Annotated in this window: 24 protein-coding genes and 1 tRNA gene; 14 read left to right on the forward strand and 11 right to left on the reverse strand. The window is 67.0% G+C overall.

Annotation, left to right across the window (positions count from 1 at the left end):
- Positions 1-104 precede the first annotated feature (104 nt).
- Together FPV16_RS01190 and FPV16_RS01195 are read right to left on the reverse strand one after the other, a co-directional pair.
- Entirely contained in the window at positions 105-1,250 is a 1,146-nt protein-coding gene (locus tag FPV16_RS01190; protein ID WP_227435490.1) for a transglycosylase SLT domain-containing protein, read from the reverse strand.
- Positions 1,251-1,595: 345 nt separating this feature from the next.
- Positions 1,596-1,672, reverse strand: a tRNA-His gene (locus tag FPV16_RS01195).
- A 191-nt stretch (positions 1,673-1,863) separates the two neighbouring features.
- Here FPV16_RS01195 and FPV16_RS01200 point away from each other — a divergent pair.
- Entirely contained in the window at positions 1,864-3,741 is a 1,878-nt protein-coding gene (locus tag FPV16_RS01200) for a chloride channel protein (protein ID WP_413629139.1), read from the forward strand.
- 93 nt (positions 3,742-3,834) lie between these two features.
- Here the strand turns inward: FPV16_RS01200 and FPV16_RS01205 are convergent, their stop codons facing one another.
- Positions 3,835-5,196 carry an MFS family transporter gene (locus FPV16_RS01205; protein ID WP_227435494.1) on the reverse strand — a complete coding sequence of 454 codons (1,362 nt, stop codon included), beginning with the start codon at positions 5,194-5,196 and terminating at the stop codon, positions 3,835-3,837.
- Positions 5,197-5,596: 400 nt separating this feature from the next.
- On the opposite strand from FPV16_RS01205, the gene FPV16_RS26230 reads away from it, so the two are divergent.
- Positions 5,597-6,058: a hypothetical protein gene (locus tag FPV16_RS26230; protein WP_319802210.1), complete on the forward strand. Its 462-nt coding sequence runs from the start codon at positions 5,597-5,599 to the stop codon at positions 6,056-6,058.
- A 29-nt stretch (positions 6,059-6,087) separates the two neighbouring features.
- On the forward strand, positions 6,088-6,432 hold the full coding sequence (locus FPV16_RS26235) for a DUF1236 domain-containing protein (RefSeq protein WP_319802212.1): 345 nt from the start codon (positions 6,088-6,090) through the stop codon (positions 6,430-6,432).
- Positions 6,433-6,842: 410 nt separating this feature from the next.
- On the opposite strand, the gene hrcA is transcribed toward FPV16_RS26235, so the two are convergent.
- Positions 6,843-7,940 carry a heat-inducible transcriptional repressor HrcA gene (gene hrcA, locus FPV16_RS01215; protein ID WP_227435498.1) on the reverse strand — a complete coding sequence of 366 codons (1,098 nt, stop codon included), beginning with the start codon at positions 7,938-7,940 and terminating at the stop codon, positions 6,843-6,845.
- A gap of 213 nt (positions 7,941-8,153) precedes the next feature.
- Here hrcA and FPV16_RS01220 point away from each other — a divergent pair, with 213 nt between their 5' ends.
- Complete coding sequence (locus FPV16_RS01220) at positions 8,154-9,083, forward strand: glutaminase (protein ID WP_227435554.1); 930 nt, start codon at positions 8,154-8,156, stop codon at positions 9,081-9,083.
- A 29-nt stretch (positions 9,084-9,112) separates the two neighbouring features.
- Here FPV16_RS01220 and FPV16_RS01225 read toward each other — a convergent pair whose 3' ends face one another.
- Complete coding sequence (locus FPV16_RS01225) at positions 9,113-9,817, reverse strand: helix-turn-helix transcriptional regulator (RefSeq protein WP_227435500.1); 705 nt, start codon at positions 9,815-9,817, stop codon at positions 9,113-9,115.
- Between the two features lie 75 nt (positions 9,818-9,892).
- Here FPV16_RS01225 and FPV16_RS01230 point away from each other — a divergent pair, with 75 nt between their 5' ends.
- The gene (locus FPV16_RS01230; protein WP_227435501.1) at positions 9,893-10,495 is read left to right on the forward strand and encodes a glutathione S-transferase family protein; all 603 of its coding nucleotides are present in this window, start codon (positions 9,893-9,895) and stop codon (positions 10,493-10,495) included.
- Positions 10,496-10,687: 192 nt separating this feature from the next.
- On the opposite strand, the gene FPV16_RS01235 is transcribed toward FPV16_RS01230, so the two are convergent.
- The gene (locus tag FPV16_RS01235) at positions 10,688-11,728 is read right to left on the reverse strand and encodes a glutamine synthetase beta-grasp domain-containing protein (RefSeq protein WP_227435503.1); all 1,041 of its coding nucleotides are present in this window, start codon (positions 11,726-11,728) and stop codon (positions 10,688-10,690) included.
- 484 nt (positions 11,729-12,212) lie between these two features.
- On the opposite strand from FPV16_RS01235, the gene FPV16_RS01240 reads away from it, so the two are divergent.
- The 4 genes from FPV16_RS01240 (at position 12,213) to hemW (ending at position 15,293) form a co-directional block, all read left to right on the forward strand.
- Positions 12,213-12,533: a hypothetical protein gene (locus FPV16_RS01240; protein ID WP_227435505.1), complete on the forward strand. Its 321-nt coding sequence runs from the start codon at positions 12,213-12,215 to the stop codon at positions 12,531-12,533.
- A 121-nt stretch (positions 12,534-12,654) separates the two neighbouring features.
- The gene (gene rph / locus FPV16_RS01245; RefSeq protein ID WP_227435506.1) at positions 12,655-13,368 is read left to right on the forward strand and encodes a ribonuclease PH; all 714 of its coding nucleotides are present in this window, start codon (positions 12,655-12,657) and stop codon (positions 13,366-13,368) included.
- Positions 13,365-14,000: an RdgB/HAM1 family non-canonical purine NTP pyrophosphatase gene (rdgB, locus tag FPV16_RS01250; protein ID WP_227435507.1), complete on the forward strand. Its 636-nt coding sequence runs from the start codon at positions 13,365-13,367 to the stop codon at positions 13,998-14,000. The genes rph and rdgB overlap by 4 nt, the downstream gene beginning before the upstream one ends.
- 114 nt (positions 14,001-14,114) lie before the next feature.
- Positions 14,115-15,293 (forward strand): radical SAM family heme chaperone HemW, encoded by a 1,179-nt coding sequence (hemW, locus tag FPV16_RS01255; protein WP_227435555.1) that lies wholly within the window; start codon positions 14,115-14,117, stop codon positions 15,291-15,293.
- An 86-nt stretch (positions 15,294-15,379) separates the two neighbouring features.
- Here hemW and FPV16_RS01260 read toward each other — a convergent pair whose 3' ends face one another.
- Entirely contained in the window at positions 15,380-16,471 is a 1,092-nt protein-coding gene (locus tag FPV16_RS01260) for a penicillin-binding protein activator (protein ID WP_413629140.1), read from the reverse strand.
- A gap of 289 nt (positions 16,472-16,760) precedes the next feature.
- Here FPV16_RS01260 and rsmI point away from each other — a divergent pair, with 289 nt between their 5' ends.
- Positions 16,761-17,723, forward strand: a complete 963-nt coding sequence (gene rsmI / locus FPV16_RS01265; RefSeq protein ID WP_227435509.1) for a 16S rRNA (cytidine(1402)-2'-O)-methyltransferase — start codon at positions 16,761-16,763, stop codon at positions 17,721-17,723.
- Positions 17,710-18,102 (forward strand): YraN family protein, encoded by a 393-nt coding sequence (locus FPV16_RS01270; protein ID WP_227435510.1) that lies wholly within the window; start codon positions 17,710-17,712, stop codon positions 18,100-18,102. The genes rsmI and FPV16_RS01270 overlap by 14 nt, the downstream gene beginning before the upstream one ends.
- Before the next feature lie 36 nt (positions 18,103-18,138).
- Here the strand turns inward: FPV16_RS01270 and FPV16_RS01275 are convergent, their stop codons facing one another.
- A complete protein-coding gene (locus tag FPV16_RS01275) occupies positions 18,139-18,528 on the reverse strand; it encodes a response regulator (protein ID WP_227435557.1) in 390 nt (129 codons plus the stop codon).
- 187 nt (positions 18,529-18,715) lie between these two features.
- Between FPV16_RS01275 and FPV16_RS01280 the strand changes: the two genes are divergently transcribed.
- The 3 genes from FPV16_RS01280 to FPV16_RS01290 are packed head-to-tail and all read left to right on the forward strand — an operon-like array spanning position 18,716 to position 21,614.
- The gene (locus tag FPV16_RS01280; protein ID WP_264483617.1) at positions 18,716-19,696 is read left to right on the forward strand and encodes a glycine betaine ABC transporter substrate-binding protein; all 981 of its coding nucleotides are present in this window, start codon (positions 18,716-18,718) and stop codon (positions 19,694-19,696) included.
- A gap of 23 nt (positions 19,697-19,719) precedes the next feature.
- Entirely contained in the window at positions 19,720-20,877 is a 1,158-nt protein-coding gene (locus FPV16_RS01285; protein ID WP_227435513.1) for an ABC transporter permease subunit, read from the forward strand.
- Positions 20,874-21,614, forward strand: coding sequence for an ABC transporter permease (locus FPV16_RS01290; RefSeq protein ID WP_227435514.1), 741 nt, complete (start codon positions 20,874-20,876; stop codon positions 21,612-21,614). Before FPV16_RS01285 ends, FPV16_RS01290 begins: the two co-directional genes overlap by 4 nt.
- Before the next feature lie 468 nt (positions 21,615-22,082).
- Here the strand turns inward: FPV16_RS01290 and FPV16_RS01295 are convergent, their stop codons facing one another.
- The 3 genes from FPV16_RS01295 to FPV16_RS01305 form a co-directional block, all read right to left on the reverse strand.
- On the reverse strand, positions 22,083-23,552 hold the full coding sequence (locus FPV16_RS01295; RefSeq protein ID WP_227435516.1) for a PAS domain S-box protein: 1,470 nt from the start codon (positions 23,550-23,552) through the stop codon (positions 22,083-22,085).
- Positions 23,553-23,809: 257 nt separating this feature from the next.
- Positions 23,810-25,162: a L,D-transpeptidase family protein gene (locus FPV16_RS01300; protein WP_227435518.1), complete on the reverse strand. Its 1,353-nt coding sequence runs from the start codon at positions 25,160-25,162 to the stop codon at positions 23,810-23,812.
- Between the two features lie 77 nt (positions 25,163-25,239).
- A partial coding sequence (locus tag FPV16_RS01305; RefSeq protein ID WP_227435520.1) for an extensin family protein occupies positions 25,240-25,902 on the reverse strand: 663 nt, incomplete at its 5' end.

Below are 25,902 nucleotides of genomic sequence, written 5' to 3' on the forward strand. Positions count from 1 at the left end.
CCAAGGGGTAACAAGAGGGCGGGCAAGGGATAAGAGCGGCCGAACGGCGGGTGATCCATGCCGCCGACGGAAGAGCATCGCGAGGGGAATAAGGTCTCGCGCGCCTACTCGGCCGAGGCGTCGGCGTATGCCATCACGCCCGAGAGCGAGCGGACATCGCGGTAGCGGGCACCGCGGGTGCTCATCATCGTCTCGAACTTCTCGTGGACCTCGGCCACCGACAGGCTCGCGGCCTTGCGGCGACCGCGCTGGGCCGCGAAGAAGATGGTGCGGTTGGCGCGTGCCGGGCCCGGCAGCATCTGTGCCGCGGCGGATTTCGGCTTGTCGACCACGCTGGCGAGGAATTCCTCGGCATCGTCCGGTCCGAGGAAGTGTGCGAGGTAGACCTCGCCGAGGGTGAGTTCGCGGCCGATGCGCAGAGAGATTCGCGCCGCGTCGCGCTTGAGCATCTCGCCCGCCATCAGGGCGGCGAGGTAGGGGTCGCGCCGCAATTCGAGGATGCGGGTCCGCTCGGCGGCATCGGCGACGCTGGGCTTGCCATTGTCGCCGGAGACCACGAGGGCCGCCTCCTGCGTTAGGCCGTATTTCGGTCCGAAATCGCGTACGACGCCGAGCCAGGTCCGCTCGATGAACTGGAACAGGCCGGTCGCCGAGGAAGTCTTGGCCTGAACTTCGGTGATGAAGCTCGATTCCTTGTCGGCCACCGCCATCAGCAGGACAGGGTCGGTCTGGACGGCCTGGGCCGCGCGGACGATCTTCTGCACGAGGTGGCGCCGGATCTTCATCGGACCGAATTCGAGGATGTCGTTTGGGTCGCCGACGGCGCTTTCGGTGAGCAGATAATCGTAGGAGACCCGGTCGACCGCATTCGAGCCGATCTCGGTATCGAGGTCGTGCACGGCGGCAAACGCCGAGGATGCCGTGAGCACGGTGGGCGCCGCATCGAGGACCGCCGGGACCGCCGACTGAATTCTGGGCTTGGGCATCGACAGCTCGGTCATCGCCTGAGCCGATTGCACCACGGCGCCGAAGCCGCTGGTGCCGGTGCCGTTGAGGACGACGGCGCTGAGGCCGCCGGCCACCAGCATCATCGCGAGAACGGAGCGCGTGAGTGCGGGACGGCTGCCATGGTCGCGGCCGACGCGATTCTTGAGGGTCAGGGCATCGGACGATGTCGCGACGTCACCGCCAGTGCCGAAGCGGCGCGAGGGAGGGGAAATCCGTGATGATCCGACCTTCTGAACCCGCATCTGATCGACTCATCTCCGTGTGGTGGCGCACATCGGCATTTACGAGGACAGTTGTGGCGACAAAACGGCTAGGCTTGTGCTCATCCGGTGGCGCCGATGGCCACTTTGAGGCAGCTTGACCGTAAGTGAGGACATTGGCTTCGCGAGCGGCCGGCCAAGTGCAACCGCTCCATACCCGTCGGACACTGCCGACATCGCCAATTCGGGTCTTTCAGAGGGATGGATCGCGCGCAGCAGTCGGACTTACCATGAAGTCCAGCCTGGGAAAGCCGCGCTCCGGCTCGGTGCGATGAGCCCGCAACCGGTCCTCACCTCGGCGTCGTCACGGACGCCCGGAGGGTCGAATGGTACCACTGCCCCGGCTCGAACGGGGGACCTCTTGATCCACAATCAAGCGCTCTAACCAACTGAGCTACAGCGGCACTCGGGCTGCGATGTATCCTGAGGCCGCGGGCATTTCAAGCGCCTGCGGCGCAGGGAATGCAGAATGGGGAAAACTCATTGGCCCCCGGAGGCGACCCCGCAATGGAATCGGATCGACGACTCCAGCCTTCGGCCCGTAAGATGCGGGGTGTTTCCCCACCCCTTTCGTCTCAATCCTTCCCATCGGTCGATGAAGCCAAGAAACGCGCCGCGCCGTGGATTTCCCGCCGGCCAGATGCTGGTTCACGTGCCAGGCCGAATGCGCGCCCTGGTGCGCGGCAGCGAACTCGGCCTCGTGATCCTGGCCGCCTGTGTCGGAACCATCGCCGGGATCGCGGTTTCGGCCATGAGCCTCACGACTCAGGGCCTGCGCGAAATCCTCTATCGCCTGCCGCACGGCGCGCGCCTCAGCGCATCGACGGATGTGGATCCGTTCCTCATCCTGTTCGGTCCGGCCATGGGCGGCCTCATTCTCGGCCTCGTCGCTTTCGGGCTCGCTCGCTGGCGCGGAGGGCCGCAACGACCCGTCGTCGATCCGATCGAGGCCAATGCCCTGCATGGGGGTCGGCTCTCGGTGAGGGGGTCCGTCGCCGTGGCGGCCCAGAACGTGATCTCGAACGGCAGCGGTGCCTCGGTCGGGCTCGAGGCCGGCTATACCCAGATCTGCGCCGGCCTCGCCTCCCGTCTTGGCCTCGCTTTCGAGATGCGCCGCTCCGATCTGCGGACCCTGGTGGGCTGCGGGTCGGCCGCTGCCATCGCCGCCGCGTTCGGCGCGCCGCTCACGGGGGCGTTCTACGCGTTCGAACTCATCATCGGCACCTATTCCATTGCCACCCTGACACCCGTCGTGGTGGCGGCCCTGTGCGGCAGTCTCGTCGCCAAGGCGCTGGTGACGCAAAGTCCCCTCGTCACCGCCAGTGGGTTCGATGCCCTGACGACCAGGGCGATCACGGGAATCGACACCCTGCCGAGCCTCGCCCTCGGTCTCGCCTGTGCCGGGCTCGGCATCCTGATCATGCGCGGCGTCACTCTGGTGGAGCAGGGGGTGCGGGCGACCCGTCTGCCGTCCTTCCTGGCTCCTGCCGCCGGCGGTCTCTGCGTCGGCGCCCTGGCTCTCGCGGTCTCACCGCAGATTCTCTCGGGCGGCCATGGCGCGCTCCATCTCCACCTCGATGGCGACATGCCCGCCATGGGGATCGGTGCCCTTGCGCTGCTGTTCGTGGCCAAGGCCTCGGCCTCGGCGATCTCCATCGGTTCGGGCTTTCGCGGCGGGCTGTTCTTCGCGTCCCTCTTCCTCGGCGCCCTGGCGGGGAAGCTTTTCGCCGCGTTGATGGCGGAGACGATCCCCGGCCTGTCTGGCCTCCACGGATTGTCCGGCCTGGAGAGCCTCACAATGTTCGGCCTCACACCGCTCGCCTATGCGGTGATCGGCATGAGCGCGCTGGCGGTGGCCGTCATCGGCGGCCCGCTGACGATGACGTTCCTCGCCCTCGAACTCACCGGCAGCTTTCCCATAACCGGCCTCGTCCTCGTGGCCGTGATCGCCTCGTCGATGACCGTGCGAAAGACCTTCGGCTATTCCTTCGCCACCTGGCGCTTTCACCTTCGCGGCGAGAGCATCCGCAGCGCGCACGATATCGGCTGGATCCGGTCGCTCACCGTGGGGGCGTTGATGCGCCGCGAGGTCGAAACCATGTCGGTCGACATGACGCTGCGCGATTTTCTGAAAGCCCATCCGCTCGGCTCGCCCTCGCGCGTCGTGCTGGTCGACGGTGCCGGGCGATATGCCGGGATCGTCCTGGTGCCCGAGGCCCATGCCCTCGCCGCCGTCGATGGCGAGGCCGCTCTCGCCGAGGCCATGCGCTATGCCGACGTGTTCCTCACCGCCGGCATGAACGCCAAGCAGGCGGCCTCCGCCTTCGATGGTGCTGAGAGCGAGGCGCTGGCGGTGGTGGACGATCCGGCCTCACGCCGGGTGGTCGGCCTGCTCACCGAGAGTCACACGCTCAAGCGCTACAGCGAGGAACTCGACCGGCAGCGGCGGGCGATCATGGGCGAGGCCGGATGAGCACCGGACGTTTCGCGATTATCTGGGCCGGACTCGGGATTTGGTTCTGCCATCGCCCCATCCGCCCGGGAAGGGGCGGATGGGATGCTCGTCTCAGGCCGGCACAACCCGGCGCGACTTGCGCATCAGTGCCTCTTCCACGGTGCCGTCGCCGTCGAGATAGCCGTGGCGTTTCGGGTTCGGCATGATCAGCGAGCCGATGAAGGCGATGGCGAGCATCGCCGTAACGTACCAGAAGAAGCTGCTCTCCGAGCCGATCTGCTTCAGATACAGGGCCACCATCTCCGCCGTGCCGCCGAAGATGGAGTTTGCGACCGCGTAGGAGAGGCCGACGCCCAGCGCGCGGATCTGGGTCGGGAACAGTTCGGCTTTCACGATGCCGCTGATGCCGGTGTAGAAGCTGATCACCGTGAGGCCGATCATGATCAGGCCGAACGAGAGGTACGGGTTCGTGGTGGCGCCGATGGCAGTCATCAGCGGCACCACCATCAGCGTGCCGAGGCCGCTATAGAGCAGCATGTTGGTCTTGCGGCCGATCCGGTCCGACAGCCAACCGAAGAAGGGCTGGATCACCATGTAGACAAGGAGCGCCGCCGTGGAGATCTGCGAGGCGGTGATCTTGTCGATATGCGCCGTGTTGAAGAGATATTTCGGCATGTAGGTGGTGAAGGTGTAGAAGCTCAAGGAGCCGCCGGCAGTGTAGGCAAGCACCACGCAGAACGCTCGCCAATGCTTGAACAGGGCGGCGAAGGTGCCCGACTCCTTCGAGGCCATGTCCTCTTTCGTGGCGGTCTCCGCGAGCGACGAGCGCAGGAACAGGGCGACCACGGCCGCCATCGCGCCGATGAGGAACGGGATGCGCCAGCCCCAGTCGGTGAGCTGCTGGGCGGTGAGGACGCTCTGCAGGATGATCAGCACCAGCGAGGCGAGGAGCTGGCCGCCGATCAGCGTCACGTACTGGAAGGAGGCGAAGAATCCGCGCTGACCCTTCAGCGCGACCTCGCTCATGTAGGTGGCGCTGGTGCCGTACTCGCCGCCCACGGACAGGCCCTGGATCATGCGGGCGAGGAGCAGCAGGGCGGGAGCCCAGTGTCCGACGCTGGCATAGGTCGGCAGCACGGCGATCATCAGCGATCCGCCGCACATCATCAGCACCGAGATCATCATCGAGGTCTTGCGACCGAGACGGTCTGCGATGCGGCCGAACAACCAGCCGCCGATGGGGCGCATGAAGAACCCCACCGCGAACACGGCAGCGGATTTCAGGAGTTGGCTGGTATCGTCGCCCTCCGGAAAGAAGACCGGCGCGAAGTAGAGCGCGAAGAAGGCGTAGCAATAAAAATCGAACCACTCGACGAGGTTGCCCGACGACGAGCCGACGATGGCGAAGATGCGGCGACGGCGATCTTCCGGATCGTCGGGCCGCGAAGGATCGATCGCGATAGCGTCGGACATGTGGACTCCCAGACTTTGAGCAGGACCTTCGGAAGAGGTCTCTTAGGCGGCGACGTTAAGCACCGGTCCGCGATTCACAAGGGCTTAAGCGCGGCTTTTCTACAGCGCGCTGGAAATGTCAGCCGTTCTCCCGCAGGCGCGGTTGGCTGTTTAGCGCACAAGGATAGGCGAGCGTTCAGGTCCAATGGAAAGGCGCATCATTCAAGCTTGAGTGTGAGTGACTGTCGCGGTCTCCATGATGAGGGGGTAATAGCGCAAAAAAAGGAGGAACGGTTTTGCCGGTCTTTCCGTTTCGGCTTCGCATCGGCGCCTGTCGGCGTCTGAGTTCAACATGAAAATGGACCGATCGACATGAGCAAGCTCTTGCGGAATACAATGACGGCTGCCGTTCTGGTCGTCGGTGCGACGACTGCTTTCGCCCAAGGTGGGCCTGGAGGCGGTGGTGGTGCGGGCGGTGGCGCGGCAGGAGCTGGTGCGCCGGGTGGCGGCGCCGCGGGTGGTGCGGGATCGGCCGGAGGCGCCGGAATGCGTGGCGGCGGTGGCGCCGGAGCAGAACGTGGTGGAGCAGCAGGCGGTCCGGAGCGTGGCGGTTCCCTGGGGGAACGCGGTGGTCCGGCGGGCGAACGCGGCGGAGCAGCCGGAATGGAGCAAGGTCGCGGCGATGGCGGCAGCGACCGAAATGGCCGCATGGAGCAGGGTGAACGCCCAGGTGCCGGCGGACGGATCGATGCCGGCCGGCCCGATCGAGACGGCAAGGCCGATCGAGACGGCAAGGCTGACCGTGACGGCAAGGCAGATCGTGATAATAAGCCGGATCGTGGCGAGCGCATGGAGCGTGGCGGCAAGGCCGATCGCGACATGAAGGACGGCAAGGCGGATCGTGGCGAGCGGATGGATCGCGACAGGGGTGACCGTGGTGACAGGGGCGGACGTGGAGATCGTGGCGGACGAGGCGACAGTGGTGCCGTGCGCGGAGCCTATGGCCGGCTTGGTGCTCCGCAGCGGACTGAGTTTCGCCAGAACGTGCTGCGTCGCGGCATCCCGCGCCTCGCCGCCGGTGCCTTCGCCCTGACGGTGGGGACCGCTATCGCTCGCAACTACACCCTTTACGACCTCCCGCCGGATATCGTTCGGATCGTGCCGGAATATGAGGATTACCGCTACGTCCTCGTCGACGATGACATCGTCATCGTTGATCCCGATACCTACGAAATCGTGGACGTCATTCGCGGCTGATCGCGGATCGGCGGTTTCCCCGAGGGGGGAGCCGCCGCAGAACGAAGCACCTTCCCTTGTCGTCCGTACCGCGATGCCGGCCACAGCGATACTGGTGCTCAACCGCCGCGACGTGATGATGCGAAGGTAAGTCTAGAAGCTCCGGATCGGCTGCCATCACCGATTCGGAGCTTCCACGTTTCAGCTTTTCCACCGATCTATCGCTCGGTGCGGAAGGCATATCCTCCGCCAGCGGAGGTCTGCGATCCTATTTTGTCCTCGTCATCTCTCGGTTCATGGCTTCCGCCGCCGGCACCGCTTGGTGGTTCAGGCCTTCCACGTGTCACAGGTTTTCAAACACAGAAACGGGGGCACCTTTGCGCGGCCCAGTCAGCTCGGGCGAAGCCGGCCTGCATGGTGCCTGGTTTCCCTCAGCGGCCGCCTCGATCCAGCATCCGCGAGACCACCCTAGCGGTGTAATCGACCATCGGAACGATCCGTGCGTAGTTGAGCCTGGTCGGACCGATCACACCGACGACACCGACGATCTTCTGTGAACCGTCCCGGAACGGCGCCGCGATCATCGAGGAGCCCGAGAGCGAGAAGAGCTTGTTCTCCGAGCCGATGAAGATGCGGACGCCCTCGCCACCCTCGGCGCGGGAGAGGAGTTCGATGACATCTTTCTGTGTCTCGAGATCGTTGAACAGCAGACGAATTCGCTCGAGATCCTCCACCGCCCGCAGGTCATCGAGGAGGTTCGCCTGGCCGCGGACGATGAGCTGGCGCGCTTCCGAAGGCCCCACTGTGGTGGCGAGGCCGGCATCGACCAGCCGCTCGGTGATGACGTCGAGTTCGCGCTTCATCGCCTCGCGGCCAGCTTCGATCTCCGATCTCAAGCCTCCGAGGGTCCGCCCCTGCAGGCGGGCATTGAGATAGTTCGAGGCCTCTTGCAGGGCGCCCGCCGGCAAGCCGGGCGGCAGGTCCAAGAGGCGGTTCTCCACCGAGCCGTCGTCGGAAACGAGGACGACGAGGGCACGGGCGGGATCGAGCCGCACGAACTCGATGTGCTTGAGATGGACGTTGGTCTTGGTCGTGACGACCACGCCCGCCCCCCGCGAAATGCCGGACAGCATCGACGAGGCCTCGGCGAGGGCGCTCTCGAAGGTGTGGCCCGAAGCGGCGGCGCGCATCTGCGCCTCGATCCGCTCCTGCTCCTCGCGGCCAACATCGCCGATCTCCAGCATGGCGTCGACGAAGAAGCGCAGGCCGAGTTCCGTCGGTAGGCGCCCGGCCGAAGTGTGGGGTGCGAAGATGAGTCCGGAATGCTCCAGATCCGCCATGACGTTGCGGATCGAGGCTGGGGACAGGGCCATCGGCAGGATACGGGCGAGGTTGCGCGACCCCACCGGTTCGCCCGTCGTGAGGTAGCTCTCGACGATCTGCCGGAAGATCTCGCGGGTGCGCTCGTTCAGGGCCGAGAGGGCCTGAAGTTGCTGCGAGGAGGAATAGGGATGCGCGCGTTCGGTCACTGGGTGTTTCCTGACCGCCGATTGTGTCCGGCTCGGAGCCCGGGCACAACCTTTACCGGTGAGGCATAGCCGCCCTGTCGCCCGCTAATTCGGTCGTCCCTCGAACGGAACGGCCTTTGCGTTGCGTCGCCGCCCTCGCGAGCCGTCTCGCCGGGGCCGGCGGGTTTGGCTGACGGACCCGCCGCTCCCGTCCGTCCGGAGGACAACGCCGCCGTGCCCGACCTCGATACCGTCGTCAAAGAAATCGCCGAGGAGATGGCTGACAGGCCGGACCGGGGGGAGGTCGCCACGTACATCCCGGAACTCGCCCGAGTCGATCCAAAAGCGTTCGGTCTCGTCGTCATCGACGCGGACGGCCACGTGGCGGCGGGAGGCGACAGCGATACGCCGTTCTCGATCCAGAGCATCTCGAAGGTCTTCACCCTTACCCTGGCACTCGGCATGGCCGGTGACCGGCTTTGGCGCCGGGTGGGACGCGAGCCCTCGGGCAGCCCGTTCAACTCCATCGTCCAGCTGGAGCGTGAGCGCGGTATCCCGCGCAATCCCTTCATCAACGCCGGGGCCATCGCGGTCACCGACGTGATCCTCTCGGGCCATCAGCCGAGGGAAGCCTTGGGCGAGATTCTACGTTTCATGCAGTTCCTGGCACAGGATCCGACGATCATCATCGACGAGGCGGTGGCGGCCTCGGAACTCCGCACTGGATTCCGCAACATCGCGCTTGCCAACTACATGAAATCCTTCGAGGTTCTCGACAATCCGGTAGATTTCACCCTCGGCGTCTACTTCCACCACTGCGCCATCGCCATGTCGTGCCGGCAGCTCGCCAACGCGACCCGTTTCCTGGCGCATTCCGGGCGAAACCCGATGACCGGATACTCCGTGGTCTCGGCTGAGCGAGCCCGGCGTATCAATGCGGTGATGCTGACTTGCGGGCATTACGACGGCTCGGGTGAGTTCGCCTATCGGGTCGGCCTGCCCGGCAAGAGTGGAGTCGGCGGCGGGATCATTGCCGTGGCACCGGAAAAGGCCTCGATCGCGGTCTGGTCTCCGGGACTCGACGCATCCGGCAATTCCCATCTCGGCCGGATCGCCCTGGAACAGCTGACCAAGCGCCTCGGCTGGTCGATCTTCGGCGCCTGATCACACGCGCGCAGGCGCCGTCCCAGTGCTCAGACCTCCGGCGCGTCCGCGGCCCTTCTCTTCAACGCGGCGAGGTAGTCCCGCAGGAGCCCCACGCGTTTCGGCCGGAAACTTGCGCCCGCGAGGTCAGCCACGGCGATCCGGTCTACCCGGAACATCCGGTGTGCCTTGCGCAGGCAACACCAGGCAAGGACCACCAACTTGCTGTCGAGATAGACGATCGCGAGAGGCCAGATCGTCCGTTCCGTGATTCGCACGTCACCATCCGCGTATCGGATCGTCACCGCTTCCTCGCGCCAGCACCCTTCGCGGATCACCGCTGTGGCGGGGGAGGGGGCGAAGCGCTCCTCGGACCGGCGGACCTGTGAGACCGCGTGGAGCAGGTGCTGTTGGCCGGTATCGGGGAGGGTCGCCGCCACCTTGGCGAGCACTGCGGCGGCGGCCTTCGCCAGCGCCGGATCCCCCATGTGCCGGACTTCTGACAAGCCGAGCACCAGCGCTTCGATCTCGATTCGATCAAAGATCTGCGGCGGCAGCGCCCCGTCCTCGATCAGGCGATAGCCGTAGCCGCGCTCGCCCTCGATATGGGCGCCGGCTGCGCGAAGGCTGTCGATGTCGCGGTAGAGCGAGCGGGGGGAGACGCCCGTCTCCTCCGCAAGCCGGGCCGCCGTCACCGGCGCTGGCAGCGTGCGCAGGGCCTGGAGCAATCGAAAGAGACGGTCCGTGCGAGCCATCGTCCAACTGACGCAAAGTGACAGTAGCGCGCAGTTATAGACATCGGGGTCGACCCAGCCAACAGGAGTGCCCCGATGCTGACCCTCTTCCATTCGCCCAAAAGCCGTTCGACCCGCATTATCGCACTGCTGCACGAGCTCGGGGCCCTCGACGACGTGTCGGTGGAAATCGTCGCCATCACGCGCCAGGACGGCTCAGGCCAGCGTGATCCCGCCAACCCCCATCCCGAAGGAAAGGTGCCGTTCCTTGTCCATGACGGCGTGACGATCTGGGAGAGCAGTGCGATCATGCTCTATCTCGCCGACCTCTTCCCGAAGGCCGGCCTGAATATCCCACCGGATCATCCGCAGCGGGGAGCCTATCTCAGCTGGTTCGCGTGGTATGCGGGCGTGGTCGAGCCGGTCATGCTGCTGGAAGCGATCGGGCTCACGCATCCCGCCCTCGCATCCACCTTTCGCAGCGGCGCGGAGATGCGGCAGCGGCTCGCCTCAGCGCTCGCCGAGGGGCCCTACCTTTTCGGCGAGCGCTTCACGGCGGCTGATCTGTTGCTTCACTCGCCCTATGCTTGGTTCGGCAAGCCGGACGAGCCGGTCCTCGATGCGTGGGTGGAGCGCTGCATGGCCCGTCCCGGAGCGGCTTTCGCCACGGAGTTCGACATCCTGCACGCGCTGAAATGAGCGGTCTCAGCAGGCCACCACATCTCTGCATGGGTGAGCGACGCGGTTCTGAGCTCTAGCTTGTGCTTCCGATATGATCAGCGCAGCGTCCAGTTCAGGCATTGTGCCTAAAAAGACGCCATCTGGCTCATAAAACAATCATGGAGAAAGAAAATCGCCACGACGCCAAGGGGCGCCGTGGCGGATGTCGTATCAGGCTGCGGCCTTCGCTTCCTCGGAGGTCGGCACCGAGGCGACGGTCTTCAGGATCTGCGAAGCGATCTGGTAGGGGTCCCCCTGGCTGTTGGGACGGCGGTCTTCCAGGTAGCCCTTGTACTCATTGTTGACGAAGCTGTGCGGTACGCGGATCGAGGCGCCGCGATCGGCGATGCCATAGCTGAACTGGTCGATTGCCGCGGTCTCGTGCTTGCCGGTCAGACGCATATGGTTGTCCGGGCCGTAGACGGCGATGTGGTCGTCCAGGTTCTCCTTGAACGCCGCCATCAGCGACTCGAAATAGGCTTTGCCGCCCACCGTGCGGAGGTGCTCCGTCGAGAAGTTGGCGTGCATGCCCGAGCCGTTCCAATCGGTGGCACCGAGCGGCTTGCAATGATACTCGATGTCGATCTCGTACTTCTCGCACAGACGCTGAAGGATGTAGCGGGCGACCCACATCTCGTCGGCGGCCTTCTTGGAGCCCTTGCCGAAGATCTGGAATTCCCACTGGCCCTTGGCCACCTCGGCGTTGATGCCCTCGTGGTTGATGCCGGCGTCCAGGCACAGGTCCAGATGCTCTTCGACGATCTTGCGTGCGATCGAGCCGACTTCCTTGTAGCCGACGCCGCAATAGTACGGGCCCTGGGGGGCCGGGTATCCGCTGGCGGGGAAGCCGAGGGGACGACCGTCCTTGTAGAAGAAGTACTCCTGCTCGAAGCCGAACCAGGCGCCGTCATCGTCGAGGATCGTGGCGCGCTTGTTGGAGGCATGCGGCGTCACGCCGTCCGGCATCATCACTTCGCACATCACCAGCACGCCGTTCTTGCGCGTGCTGTCGGGGAAGTGCCGCACGGGCTTGAGCATGCAGTCGGAGCTCCCGCCCTCGGCCTGCATCGTCGAACTGCCGTCGAAGCCCCAAAGCGGAAGCTGCTCGAGGGTCGGGAAGCCGTCGAATTCCTTGATCTGGGTCTTGCCACGCAGGTTCGGCACCGGCGTGTATCCGTCGAGCCATAGATACTCGAGCTTATATTTCGTCATTTCGAGCCTCTCGTCCCTCAAGCGATCCGACGGCCGGGTCTCCCCCTCACATCGTTCGCGGCCGTTCGTAGCCGGAATCGCCGTTAGCATAACGTGTGCCACCGGCGGCCTCAGGGCACGCCGCTACTGACGTGAACCCCGGCCGCAACGGGACAAGAGCCTTTACCACCGGGCATGGCGATCTTGACCCGCAGGCCCCGCCTGCCTGCGAGATAGGCATTCCCGGAAACCAGGCGAGCGGAGGCGAGCACTCACATGATGATCGCCTTCCGTGCGTTGCCCATCAACCTGGCGAACGACGATGCGGCACGATCGTGAAGTTAGGGATATCGTCCGTTCGGCATTTGGCTCCCGTGCTTAATCCCGAAACAAAAAATATAAATTCGACCCATCGCATGCTGCCTTTCCAGGCGAACACGCGTTCCATCGCATCCGCACCGAACGGTCGGCGATACGAGTAACTCACGGAACGGAGTCCGTCCTGATGAAGAACCCAACCCTGTCCGCCATGGCGAAGACCCTCGCCATCGTGGTCGCCCTGGTGGGCGCGATGATCCTCGGCACTCCGCGCGGCGTACAAGCCGCCCCGATGGCTGTGTCCAGCGAGGTCGCCGGCTCGGTCAACGTGGCCGCCACGCAGGTCCAGTACGGCGGTGGTCACTGGCGCCATCACGGCCGGCATCATCGCCGTCATTTCGGTCATCATCGCGGCCGCCACTTCGGCCATCACTACGGCCGTCGCTTCGGCCACCATCACCATCACCGCCGTTTCGGTCATCATCATCGCCGCCACTACCGCTACTGAGGGTGAGTTCGGGGCGCGTCCTGCGGGCGTGCCCCTCCCTTCCTGGGCGCGCTTGCCGGTAGACCAGCCGGGGCCTAAGAGCCCGGACGATCAATCCGGAACTCGACCAAGGAGAGTGCCCATGCGGCCCTCGAAGCGCGCGAACGACGAACTGCGCAACGTCACCCTGGAGCGCGCCGTCGCCCGCTACGCCGAGGGTTCCTGCCTCGTCACCTTCGGCCAGACGAAAGTGCTCTGCACGGCCTCTCTCGAGGAACGCGGCCCGCCATGGCTGCGCGGTTCGGGCAAGGGCTGGGTTACCGCCGAGTATTCCATGCTCCCCCGCGCAACCCATGAGCGCACCCGCCGCGAGGTGAATTCCGGCAAGCCATCCGGGCGGACGCAGGAGATTCAGCGCCTGATCGGCCGCTCACTCCGCGCCGTCACCAATCTTCCCGCTATCGGCGAGCGCCAGATCACCGTGGATTGCGATGTGATCCAAGCGGATGGCGGCACCCGCACCGCCGCGATCACCGGTGCCTGGATCGCCCTGCATGATTGTTTCACCTGGATGCGCGGGCGCTCCATCATCTCGGTAGACCCCCTGCGCGAGCACGTCGCCGCGATCTCCTGCGGCATCTACAAGGGTACCCCGGTGCTCGATCTCGAATATGCGGAAGATTCGGCCGCCGAGACTGATGCGAATTTCGTCATGACCGGCTCCGGCGGCCTCGTGGAGGTGCAGGGCACCGCCGAGGGCAAGCCCTTTTCGGAGGCCGAACTCATCGAATTGCTGCGGCTAGCCCGTGGCGGCGTCGAGCAGCTCGTCGCTCTTCAGAAGCAGGCGATCGCATGAGCGAGCCGCGCATCCTCACCGGGCGGGTCGTCATCGCCACCCATAATCCAGGCAAGCTCGTGGAGATGCGCGAGCTTCTGGCGCCGTTCGGCGTCGAAGCGGTCTCAGCCGGCGAACTCGGTCTGCCCGAGCCAGACGAGACCGGGACGATGTTCTCCGAGAACGCGGCGATCAAGGCCATTGCTGCGGCGCAGGCTTCGAAATTGCCGGCCTTTGCCGACGATTCCGGCCTCTGCGTCAACGCTCTCGACGGCGCACCAGGCCTGTTCTCCGCCCGCTGGGCCGGTCCGAACAAGGACTTCTCCGGCGCCATGGCCCGCATCGCGGCCGAGCTCGACAAGCGTGGTGCCACCACGCGCCGGGCTCACTTCGTCTCCGCCCTCGTCATCGCCTGGCCCGACGGCCATACCGAGACATTCGAGGGTCGCGTCTTCGGCGATCTCGTGGAGCCGCGCGGCTCGCAGGGGTTCGGCTACGACCCGATGTTCCTACCCGACGGCTACGACCGGACCTTCGGTGAGATCTCCTCGGAGGAGAAGCACGGCGTCGACTGGCAGAGCGGGAACGCTCTGTCGCACCGCGCCCGCGCGTTCGTGCTTCTGGCCGGGAGCTGCCTGCGTCGGCCTAGCTGAACGGGCGGGCGAGCTTCTTTACTCCTCACTTCGGCCGTATCCCGAGGTGCGGCGATGACCGTGGATCGTCCCGGCACCATTGCCAAAAGCTCCAACCGCGCGCACATCCGCCCGATGACCGATCGTTCAGGCCCGGACCACCCGACCCGCGATGCCGGGTTCGGTGTCTATGTCCATTGGCCCTTCTGTGCCTCGAAGTGCCCGTATTGCGACTTCAACAGCCATGTCCGTCACGCGCCGGTGGACGAGGTCCGCTTTCTCGCGGCGTTCCGGTCCGAGATCGCCCATGTGGCGGCGCGAATTCCGGGCCGGACCGTGTCGAGCATCTTCCTCGGCGGCGGCACCCCGTCGCTGATGCAGCCGGCCACCGTTGCGGGATTGCTCGAGGCCATCGACGATGCCTGGGGCACGGCGCCGGATATCGAGGTGACGCTGGAAGCGAACCCCACCAGCGTCGAGGCCGGCCGTTTTCGCGGTTATCGGGCTGCCGGGGTGAATCGCGTGTCCCTCGGGGTCCAGGCCATGGACGACGCCTCCCTGAAAGCCCTTGGGCGGCTCCACACGGCCGCCGAGGCGATGGCGGCGGTTGAGACGGCGGCCGCGCATTTCGAGCGCTACTCCTTCGATCTCATCTATGCACGGCCGAACCAGAGCGCGTCCGCCTGGCGAACCGAGCTGAAAGAGGCCATCGCCCGGGCGGCCGAGCACTTGTCGCTCTACCAGCTGACCATCGAGCCGGGGACGCCGTTCTTCGGCCTCCACGCCGCCGGCAAGCTCGTCCCACCGGACAACGACATGGCGAGAGCGCTCTACGACGTGACGCAGGAGGTCTGCGACGCGGCCGGACTCTCCTCCTACGAGATCTCAAACCATTCCCGCCCCGGTGCGCAATCGCGCCACAACCTCCTGTACTGGCGTTATGGCGAATATGCCGGCATCGGTCCCGGCGCGCATGGCCGGCTGGTGACCGGCGAAGGGCGGATCGGCACCGTCACCGAACGGGCGCCGGAGGCATGGCTCGCCCGGGTCGAGCGCGACGGCCACGGCGTCGTCGAGACTGAAAGCCTTTCTGCAGCAGACCAGGGCGACGAGTTCCTGATGATGGGCCTGCGTCTAAGGGAGGGCGTCGATCCGGCCCGTTATGCGATCCTGAAGGGTCGCCCCCTCGATCCGGTCCGCGTCGAAGCTCTGATCGGCGATGGGCTCGTCGCCCGCCTGGACGGAGGCCGCATCGCCGCGACCCCGCGCGGTGCGCCGGTTCTGAACGCGGTGGTGGCGGAACTCGCTGCCTGATGCCAAGCCGAGTGCCATGACCGCGCCGGTCGTCGCCCTCGTCCTCATCGCGGCCTTCCTCAGCCACATCTAATGCGCAAACCGGATCACGTGCCGGAGGGGCCGAGCGTGCGCGGGGCCGGGCTGACGATGGTCGGTGCGCCGCTACGGATCTCGTAGATGGCCAGCGCCCTGTCGCTCACCCCCTCCGGGCGGAAGCGGAAGGTCCCGTCGATGCCCGAAAAGCCGGCTTGTGTGGTCAGGGTGACGTCGGCAAAGCGCTGCGATCCGTACTGCCGTGTCAGCGCCGCCATGAGTGAGACGGCGTCGTAGGCCAGTGTCGCCACGCGTGGCGGCACGGAGCCGAAACGCGCCTGATAACGCTGCGAGAAACCGTTGAACCCATTGGCATCCGCCGCTGCGAACCAGCCGCCCTGCAAGGCGGGGAGGGCATAGTTGCGCGGGTCGTTCCACACCGCCGTGCCGATGGGCTTCACCCGGCCGGGAGAGAAGCCTGCCTTCGTGAGCGCCGGTGAGACGATGGCCAAGCCTTCCGGGCTTTCCGGCAGGAACAGGGCATCGGCCTGGGCACCGGGACCATTGATGAGTCCGGCAAGGCGCGAGATGGCGGGGGCAGGCGCGCCCGGCGCATAGCGCTCGATTCCCACCAGTCGAGCACCTTTCCTCGCTACCGCCTCGCGGAACTGCGCCTCCACGGCATTCCCGTAGCTGCTCTCGGGGATCAGCGCGGCGAAGGAGCGGCGACCTGCCGCCACTGCCTCATCGACCACCCGGTCCACCTCGGTCTGCGGCAGGAAGCTGAGAAGGTAGACGCTACGCGCTGCAACGCTCGCATCGGTGGAGAAGGCGATGATTGGCTTGCCGGCCCCACGCGTGACCCCCGCTGCAGCCTGGACATTGGCCGCGAAAAGCGGGCCGAGCACCAGTTCTGCCCCCTCGGCGAGGGCGGCCTGGGCCGCCTCCCGCGCGCCATCGGGCGAGCCGCGATCGTCCTTGACCAGGATCTGCAGGTCGGGCTTCTGGAAATCCTCGACGGCAAGTTCCGCCGCATTGCGCAGAGCCGCACCGACGGCGGAACCGGGACCGGACAGGGGCAAGATGAAGGCGATCTTCACCGACCCGGTACCGATCTTCATCGCGCCCGGTGACGTGGCCTGCGGATCGCCCGCGGCGGACATATCCGGGTCGGGCGCGGCTTTCGTAGCGCGCGAGCCACCATCAGGTCCGCCGATGCAGCCGCCAAGCCCCCCGGCGAGCAGGAGAATCGCCGCCGCCCTCGCCCAAACGGGCGTTGCCGAACCGTGGCCCCTTGCAAGGCTTTTCCCCATTGCACGGTACTCCCCGTCGCCAATCCGTGTCCCACGCCCGATGCGTGAACGGTTAAAGCCTGGACGACAAAAGTAAATGTGCCGACACCCCCGGCACGGGCATTCCTCCGGCCCGTGTCCCCGTGGCAAAGTCCGGCCTATGACTCAGAGAATCGACAATCGGACGCGCCGCTCCAGGGCAGTCCACGATCCGGCCAAGCCCGTCTCCACCTTCACCGCTTTCGGCCTCGCGGCGGAGGCGGAACCACTCGACCCCGGATTGCACGTGGTAGCGACCCCGATCGGCAATCTCATGGACGTGTCGTTCCGTGCGCTCGCGACTCTCGCGGCGGCCGATACCGTGCTCGCCGAAGACACCCGCGTCACCCGCACACTGTTGATGCATTACGGCATCACGACGCCGCTGGTCGCCTATCACGAGCATTCGAACGCGGCGGTGCGTGAGCGGATGATCGCACGGATGCAGAACGGCGAAGCTCTGGCCCTGGTCTCGGATGCCGGAACGCCGTTGGTCTCGGATCCCGGTTTCAAGCTCGTCCAGGCGGCGATCGAGGCCGGCATCGCGGTGACGCCGATCCCCGGACCCTCGGCGGTGATGACCGCCATCGTCGCGGCGGGCCTGCCCACCGACCGCTTCTTCTTCGAAGGCTTTCTGCCGCAGAAATCCGGCGCCCGGCGCAATCGCCTTGCGGCACTCGGGCAGATTCCAGGGACGCTGGTCCTGTTCGAATCGCCCCATCGCCTGCCCGAGATGCTGGTGGATGCCGCCGCGATCCTCGGCGGAAGCCGGCCCGCGGCGGTCGCCCGCGAACTCACCAAGCTCTACGAGACGATCCGGCGCGGCACTCTCGCGACCCTGGCCGAGACCTTCACCGAGGAGGGAGCGCCCAAGGGCGAGGTGGTGGTCGTGATCGGGACCAACCCGGACGAACCGCCGGAGGAGGAGGTCGAGGCCGGTCTCGATGCGGCGATCGAAGCGGCGCTCTCCCGCCACTCGATCAAGGATGCCGCCGCCCTCGTGGCCGATGCCACTGGCCAGCCCCGTCGCGTGGTCTATGCCCGCGCCCTCGTCCTTGCCCGGCGCACCGATGCGGACGTCTAAGCTCGTCGGCGCGAAAGAGCGGCGACGCGCCACCTACCTGCGCGGCCATTCGGGCGAGACCCTCGCCCTCCTTGCTATGATGATGAAGGGGTATCGTCCCCTGGCCCGGCGCTTCAGCGCGAGTGGCGGGGAGATCGATCTGATCCTGCGCCGGGGCGACACGATCGCTTTCGTGGAGGTGAAGGCGAGGGCGACCCTCGACGCGGCCCGGACCGCCATTGATGCGAAGAAACGTGCGCGTTTTTCACGCGCGGTGCGCGCTTGGATGGCGCGCAATCCGCGCTACGAGGCGATGACGTGGCGCGCGGATGCCGTGTTCGTGGCGCCACGGACCTGGCCGCGCCATCTGCCCGATGCTTTTGCGATCGAGGAAGTGTGAACCGGCGCGCTGGCCGTTCGGCCCACCGGAATCGGCCTACTTTCTCGCGGCCGCGAGGGCAGCGATCAGCGTCCGCTTGAGATCGGCTTGGCTGAATGGCTTCTGGACCACAAGACGGTCGCGGAACGGCTCGCGGATTCCGGCGCCGCCATACCCTGTCGAGAACACGATCGGCAGGTTGCGCTCCGTGATCGCCTCGGCCACCGGATAGATGGGTTCGCCAGCGACGTTCACGTCGAGGATGGCGACCTCGAACGTCTCGGTCCGGGCCATTTCCAAGGCCGTCGCGAGACGAGCCGCGGGCCCGACGACGGTGCACCCGAAATCGAGGAGCATGTCTTCGAGCAGCATCGAAATGGCGGCTTCGTCCTCCACCACCAGAACTCTGGCGCCGTCGAGGAGAGTTTCGTTCTGTTCAGCACTCACGCTGGGGATTCTTCCCTTCGATTCGTTCCGGCCTGGAACGGTGCCGTCATCCGGAGCCTTACAGGCTTGCCATCCGTGAGGTTGGCGAGAATGACGTGTAGCGCCTGCGGCAACGGTCGAGCCGTCGCCCGTTCCGCTTGGCGTGTCAAGGCGCAGGAAGTGGCCGCGGAGGTTCAGGATCGGGTTAATGTTATCGGACGATACATTTTCGCGCAGATCGCCGGGACCTGTGGCGCCCGGAGCAACGAACCGGCGCGGCGCGCTGGCGCTGCTGGTCACTGGGCTGGTCACCTGGGCCGTCACGGCGGGCACGTCCGCGCGGGCGGACCGCCCCCTCGTCGTGGCCTCGAAGAGCGACACCGAGGGCGCGCTCACGGGGGCGATGATCGCCCTGGCGCTGGAGCATCTCGGCGTGCCGGTGGTCCGCAAGCTCGGCCTCGGCCCCACCCTGATCGTCCGCGACGCCCTGCTCTCCGGGGAGGTCGACATCTACCCGGAATACACCGGCAACGGGGCGTTCTTCACCGGCACCGAGACCGATCCCGCCTGGAAAATCCCGCAGGAGGCCTACGAGACCATCCGGCGCAAGGATGCCGAGCGGGGGCTGGTCTGGCTCGCGAGGGCGCCGGCCAACAACACCTGGCTCCTCGCCCTCAACGGCGACTTCGCCCGCTCGCGGCATCTGGCCACGATGGCGGATTTCGCCAAGGCCGCCAATGACGGCCTCATCCTGCTCGCGGCCTCCACCGAGTTCGTGGAAAGCCCGGCGGCGCTGCCGTCCTTCGAGGCGGCCTACGGCTTCAGCCTCCCCCTCGATCGCATCATCAGCCTGCCCGGCGGCGACACGGCGGTGACGGCCCGGGCTGCGGCGCAGCGGATCAGCGGGGTCAATGCGGGCATGGTCTATGGCACCGACGGCGCGCTCTCGGCCCTCGACCTCGTGGTCATGAGCGATCCCAAGGCGGCCCAGATCGTCTACGAGGTCGCCCCGGTGATCCGCGCCTCCGCGCTGGAGCGCTACCCGGCCATCGGCCCGGCCTTGGCGCGGGTCTTTGCCGGGCTCGATGCACCGACCCTGCGCGGCCTCAACGGCCGAATCACCGTGGACGGCGAGGTCGCGGATCGGGTCGCTCGGCGCTACCTCAACGAGCGCGGGCTGATCGGGTGAAAGCGCCATCGCTACCCGCTTCCATGCGTCATGCGACGGGCAATCGAGCGCCATGGGCCGGGCTTTTCGGGGCTGCCATTCTCGTCGCATCCTTCCATGGGATGACGCTCCTCGACGTGGCGGCAAACCGCCTCCTGCCCGGCGATCCCGTCCGTGCTTCCGCGTTCCACACTTGGTCGATCGGCCTCGTCTCGCTCCTGGCGCTGACCGGCCTCGTCATCGGCGCGGCGCTGCCCCGGCGCGCGGGCGGTCTTCTGGCGCTCTGCCTCTTCCTGTCGGCCTGGGCCGTGCTCGTGCTCGGCCTCGGCGCGGAGGCGGCCCGGATCGTGGCGACCATGCCGCCGGCGGCGAGGGCCAGCCTCGGTTCCGGGTTCTGGCTGGCCTCGGCCTGCCTCCTGGCCCTCGCTGGCGGCAGCATCGCACGGGTCCGGCGCCGGGGGCTCGGCGTGCTCGCCATCCTCGCCGCCTCGGGGTTCCTGGTCGCGGCGTGGCGCGGCGGCGGGTTGGACGGGCTGTCCCTGGCGGTGGAATATGCCGGGCGGCGGGAGGCGGTGCATGAGGCCATCGCCGAGCACCTGCTCCTGGCGGGGGGAGCGGTCGCCCTCGCCATCCCGGCAGCGGTCCTTCTGTCCCTCTGGCGCTCCGGGCAGGGGCTCGTCGGGCTCCTCGTCAGCGGCGTGCAGGTGATCCCCGCCGTCGCCCTGCTGGGCGCCCTCGTCGCCCTCGTCGGCGGAGTGCTGCGCGCCGTGCCGGCCCTGCGCGATCTCGGCCTGTCGGCCCTCGGGCCATGGCCCGCCCTTCTCGGCATCGCCGCCTACCTGCTGCTGCCCCTCTGGCGCGGGATCGGCACGGCCCTGCGCGCCGCCGATCCCGCCGTCATCGACGCCGCCGAGGCCATGGGCCTGACGAAGGTTCAGATCCTGGCCCGAGTGAAGTTGCCCCTCGGCGCGCCTATGCTGGTGGGCGCCCTGCGAGTCGCGGCGGTCCAGAGCCTCGGCCTCGCGACGCTGGGCGCCCTCATCGGCGCGGGCGGCCTCGGGCGGATCGTCTTCGACGGCATGGCGCAATTCGCCCCCGACCTGATCCTGCTGGGCGCCATCCCCATCATCCTGCTGTCGCTGGCGGCGGAAGGGTCGCTGAGCGCCGTCGAGGCCTCCTGCCGGGCGCGGTGGCGCGCATGAGGCCCAGCCTGCGCACCGCCCTCATCACCGGCCTCGTCGGGGCGGTCCTCGCCGCCATGAGCCACCCCTCCGTGGCGGCCTGGATCGTCGCGGGCCTTGGCGAGGCGCCGCGACGCGGCTTGAGCGCGGAGCGCCTGCTCGCCCTGGCAACGCACCACCTCGCCCTCGCCGGCATCGGGCTCGCCCTGGTGGCGTTGCTCGGCCTCGGCCTCGGCATCCTCGCCACGCGCGCCGGCGCGGCGTCCCTGCGCGGCGGCATCGACGGCATCGCCGCCGCCGCGCAAGCGGTGCCGCCGGTGGTGATGGTGGCGCTCGCCCTGCCCGTCCTCGGCTTCGGCGGTCCGCCGACCCTGCTGGCGCTCGTCGCCTACGGCATCATGCCGGTGCTGCGCAGCACGGTGGGGGCGCTGGAATCGGTCTCGCCCGAGGCGCGCGAGGCGGCGCACGCCATGGGGTTCACGCCTCTGCAGATCCTGCTGCGGGTGGAACTGCCCCTGGCGATGCCGGGCCTCGTCGATGCCCTGCGCACGGCCCTCGTCCTCGCCATCGCCACCACGGCGGTGGGAGCGCTGGCAGGAGCCTCGACCCTCGGCACGCCCATCGTCGCCGGTCTGCAGAACCAGAACGTCCTGCCGATGCTGCAGGGGGCGCTGGCCACCGCCGCCCTGGCCTTCCTCTGCGATGCGGCCATGCTGGCCCTGGCGAGCCTCGCCTCGGCGGACCGGGCGCAGCGATGAACGGGTTTCGCCAAGGCGGTGACGGCTTTTGCCCCCTGAAGCCGGCGACGGGTCAGGGCCCGTTTGAGTCGCTCTACCAAGGCTTTACCTCATCCCGAGGTGCCGCGTAGCGGCCTCGAAGGAGGCGTCCGGGGATCGCGCGACGACTGGAGGGCTTTCTCGAGGCCTCCGCTACGCTTCGGCACCTCATCGGGCCGGCGCAGCCCCAGGATGTCGAGCGGCGGCACGGGCAGTCCGCCCTCGACGGCCGTTCAGGCGATTTCGACGTCCTCGATGATGGCGTCCTGCCGACGGCTCAGATCACGTGACCGTTCCGGCGAGTACCGTTTCCAGAGCATCGCAAGGTGTCACCGGACGTTGCCTGCTTGTCCCGGGCCGGAACGGCAATGTCGCCTCGAATTGGGGAGCGGCCCCCCACATGATGGCAGATGTGCATTCTGACCGATACGCTGGGGTATCGGAGCCAAATCAATCCCGTGTGATTTCCGGCAAAGCGGCTTCGGCCGTGAAGACGACGCCGCGTGAGCGATAGTCGATCTCGGCCGTGCCGCCGATCTCCTGTGCCAGCGCCCGCTCGATCATCCGTGAGCCGAAGCCGGTCCGGGTCGGTCGAGACACCCGAGGCCCGCCGATCTCCTGCCATTGGAACCAGAGGCGGGCCGGGGTCGACGTTTCCGACACATCCCAACTCACGATCACGCGGCCTTCGTCCTTCGACAGAGACCCGTATTTCACCGAGTTGGTGGCGAGCTCGTGGATCGCCAATGCAAACGCCAGGGCGACGCGGGGGGCGACCCGGAGGATCGGGCCGCCGATCTTGAAGCGGTGCTCCTGCTCGACGCCGAAGGCGTGCAGCGCCGAGATGACCACCTCCGTCAGGGTCGCCCAATCTCCACTGCCACGGGCCAGCATCGCCGTCGCGGCCGACAGGGATTTGAGACGCGCTTCCATCGCCACCTGCGCCTCTTCGAGCGAGGAGGCGCCCCGCAGCGTCTGACGGGAGATGGATTGGACGGTCGCGAGGGTGTTCTGGATGCGGTGATTGAGTTCGCCCGCAAGGAGGTCGCGGTGTTCCTCGGCGCGCTTGCGGTCGGTGATGTCGAGGCTGATCCCGGCGATGCTCAACGGTGTGCCATCGGCGCGATACGACGCTTGTCCGCGTAGCTGGAGCCAACGAATATCGCCCGGCGGCGTTACCACCCGAACTTCGATGTCGTAGTCCGAATGGCTGGCAATCGCCGCATCCCGCGCGGACAATTTGCGCTCCCGGTCATCCGGGTGGATCGCGGCCAGCGTCTCTTCGTAGGTGAAAGGCTCGTTCGGCGAGCGGCCGAAATTCTCTTTGAAACCTTCGGACGCCATCAACCGCATCGTGCGCAGATCGACGCTCCACGATCCGAGGCGTCCGGCCTTGAGCGTGAAACGGAGACGTCCCTCGCTCTGGATCAAGTCCTGCGACCGTTGAGAGGCCTCGGCCTCCAAGGCGTCACGATCCTGCTGGAGCCGAACGAGGCGCTCCTTTTCCAAGGTGACATCGAACTGCGACGCGAAGAAATACGTCAGCTCGCCGTCCTCGTCGAACACGGGCGAGACGAGGAGGCGGTTCCAGAAGAGGGTCCCATCCTTGCGGTGATTGCGCAGATCGAGTTCGATGGGCACGCGCCGCTCGATCGCATCTCTGACCCGCGTCACGTCGGCCTGGTTCGTTTCCGGCCCTTGGAGAAACCGGCAGTTCCGGCCCAGGATTTCGTGCCGCTCGTAGCCGGTCAGCCTCGAGAAGGCGTTATTCACGAAGACGATGGGATTGTCGGGCTGGCGGGGGTCCGTGATCAGCATCGGCATGCGTGTGGCACGGACAGCCCCGGCGAACGGGTCGGAACCCGGCTCGGGACGTGCGATCTCGGCGTCGATGCGCTCGTCTTCGTTGTGGTCGCTCACCCGTCACGATCTCTCAAGCCTGGCTTTGATGTACGGGGCGGATCGCGACAAGGCGAGCGTGGCAAATGATCCCTTGGACATGCCATCGCACCAGGGTCGATCACCCCGCGAGCCCCCGGCCCGGTGACCCAATAGACAAGACTGGACGACCTGCTCCAGCCTCGATGACTGCCTGAATTACCATGACCGCATCAGGTCAAGGCCGGCCCCTCGCAGGATCGGCCAGCGTGAGTCTTGATCCACCGCCGCGAAAACCTTCACTCGTCCTTGAACACCACCTTGGCGCCGCGCTCGATACGGGTGGCGAGGTCGCGGGCGTCCCAGTTGGTGAGGCGGATGCAGCCGTGGGATTCGGTCTTGCCGACCTTTTCCGGCTCGGGCGTGCCGTGGATGCCGTAGGACGGGATCGACAGGTCGATCCAGACGATGCCGACCGGGTTGTTCGGGCCGGGGCGGATCGAGAAGGTCTTCTTCGTCTTGACGCCCTTAAAGGCGTATTTGGGGTTGTAGGTATAGACGGGCGCGAAGGCGACGCCCTTCACCTTGGCCTCGCCGGAGGGGGCCGGCTTCTCCGCGCTGCCGATGGAGGCAGGATAATAGGCCCGCAGGGTGCCGTCCTCGCCAAAGCCCCGGACATGGCGGGTGACCTTGTCGACCTCGACCCGCGCGATGTCTTTCTTGGGTGTGTCGTCCTTCTTCTGCGCCTCATCGCTCTTGGACGCATCGTCCTTCTTCGACGTGTCCGTGCCGGTGTCCGCGGCCGGCTTGCCCTCGGCCGGCTTGCCCTCGGCTTTGCCGTCCGATGCATCGCGGGCCTTGTCTTCGGATTTGCCGGCCGCCTTTCCGTCGGACTTTCCATCAGCCTTGCCGTCAGCCTTGCCCTTGGGCTTCGCCTCGTCCTTCGCCGGCTTGCCGGTTTCCAGGGGCGGGACCGCCGCCACGAGGATGCCGGTGCCGGCCTTGTCGAGGGCGGCGTCCGGGTTCAGGGCGGTGAGGAGGTCGCGCGACATGTGAAAGCGCTCGGCCAGCATTTCGCGCGGATTGGTGTAGCTCATCGCCTCGAGATCGGCCTGCTCCTCCATCTTGGGCGGAATCTTCTCCGCGAAGGGGCCGGCTGCGTCTGCATCGGTGATCGTGTAGGAGACCACCGCCGGGTCGGCGCTCGACGCGGCGAGCTTGTCGAACAGGGCCTGGTTCAGCGTCTGCGCCGGCGGCAACCCCTGCGCCACGGCGAAGGCCGACAGGGCGTTGCGCATGTTCTCGCCGTCGCGGCCATCGATGGCGCCGGGGGAGAAATGCGCCCGGTCGAGGAGCACCTGGACCTTCACCAGAAGCGGCTGGGGCCGTTTGTCTTTTCCGCTCGTGCGCGCCTTCTTGCCGCCCGCCTTGTCGCCGCTCGTCCTGTCGCCGCTCTCCGGCGCCGTGAAGGTCGCGCCGTTGATCGCCTCGACGGTCAGGGCCTCGCCGGGGGTGGATTTATCCGGTTCGGATGCTTTCTTGTCCGGCTTCGAAGCGGTGTTTCCTGCCGGCTTCGCCTCTGCCGCCCCCGGTGTCGCCAGGCAGACGAGGGCCATGAGCGCGACGGCGCTCGTCAGGGGCAGGTGGGCCATTTCGGGGTCAACTTTCGCCGGGGGATCGACAGGTGCGCTCCTTCAAGCCGGGTGGGGCCTCGGGCGTTCCACACCTCCTACTGGCAGAGACGATGTCCCGCGTTCCTCTCGCGCTCGTCGAGATGGAGATGGTTGCCGTGGGCCGCATCCGATCCGGGTCCGAGCACCGTGCGGAAGAAGCCGCAGGCCTTGGCGCGGATCGCGGCCTGGAACGTCGCCTCCGCTGCGTCGTCGAGACCGGCGCCGACCTTGATCGGTCCACGCCCTTCGAAGCCGTAGCCCATGATGTCGACGCCGTTGGCGAAGCTGTGCTCGCTGAGCTTGGCCTCGGGATCGTGGTTCTGGCCGCGACACTCGTAGGACGTGCCGATGGACAGGCTCCGCAGGGGCGCCTTCAGGATACGCTCGGAGGCTTCCTGCGCCTCCGTCGCCAGGCGCGCCAGGGCCTCGGCGGTGTTGCAGACCAGGGTCGCCGGCGGGGTGAGCGCCACGTCGCCGGAGAGGCGGGTGAGTTTCAGTGGCTTCTCCGCGCCGCATTGCCCGTTCGCGATCGGCGGCAGCGCCTCGAACGTCGCGCCCAGACGCTCCAGGCGCTTGCGGCAGGCGGTGTCGTCGAGCGGGGCGACCGTCAGGGTGAGGGCGGGCGATGTGGCCGGCGGTGCCGAGAGATCGGCCGGGCGCGGCGGCGGCGGCGGCATCTCGGCGGCCGGGCCGGTCTCCGGCGCGGCCGGGGGAGGGGG

Source organism: Methylobacterium sp. W2 (assembly GCF_020662345.1).
In the GTDB taxonomy this organism is placed as follows: domain Bacteria; phylum Pseudomonadota; class Alphaproteobacteria; order Rhizobiales; family Beijerinckiaceae; genus Methylobacterium.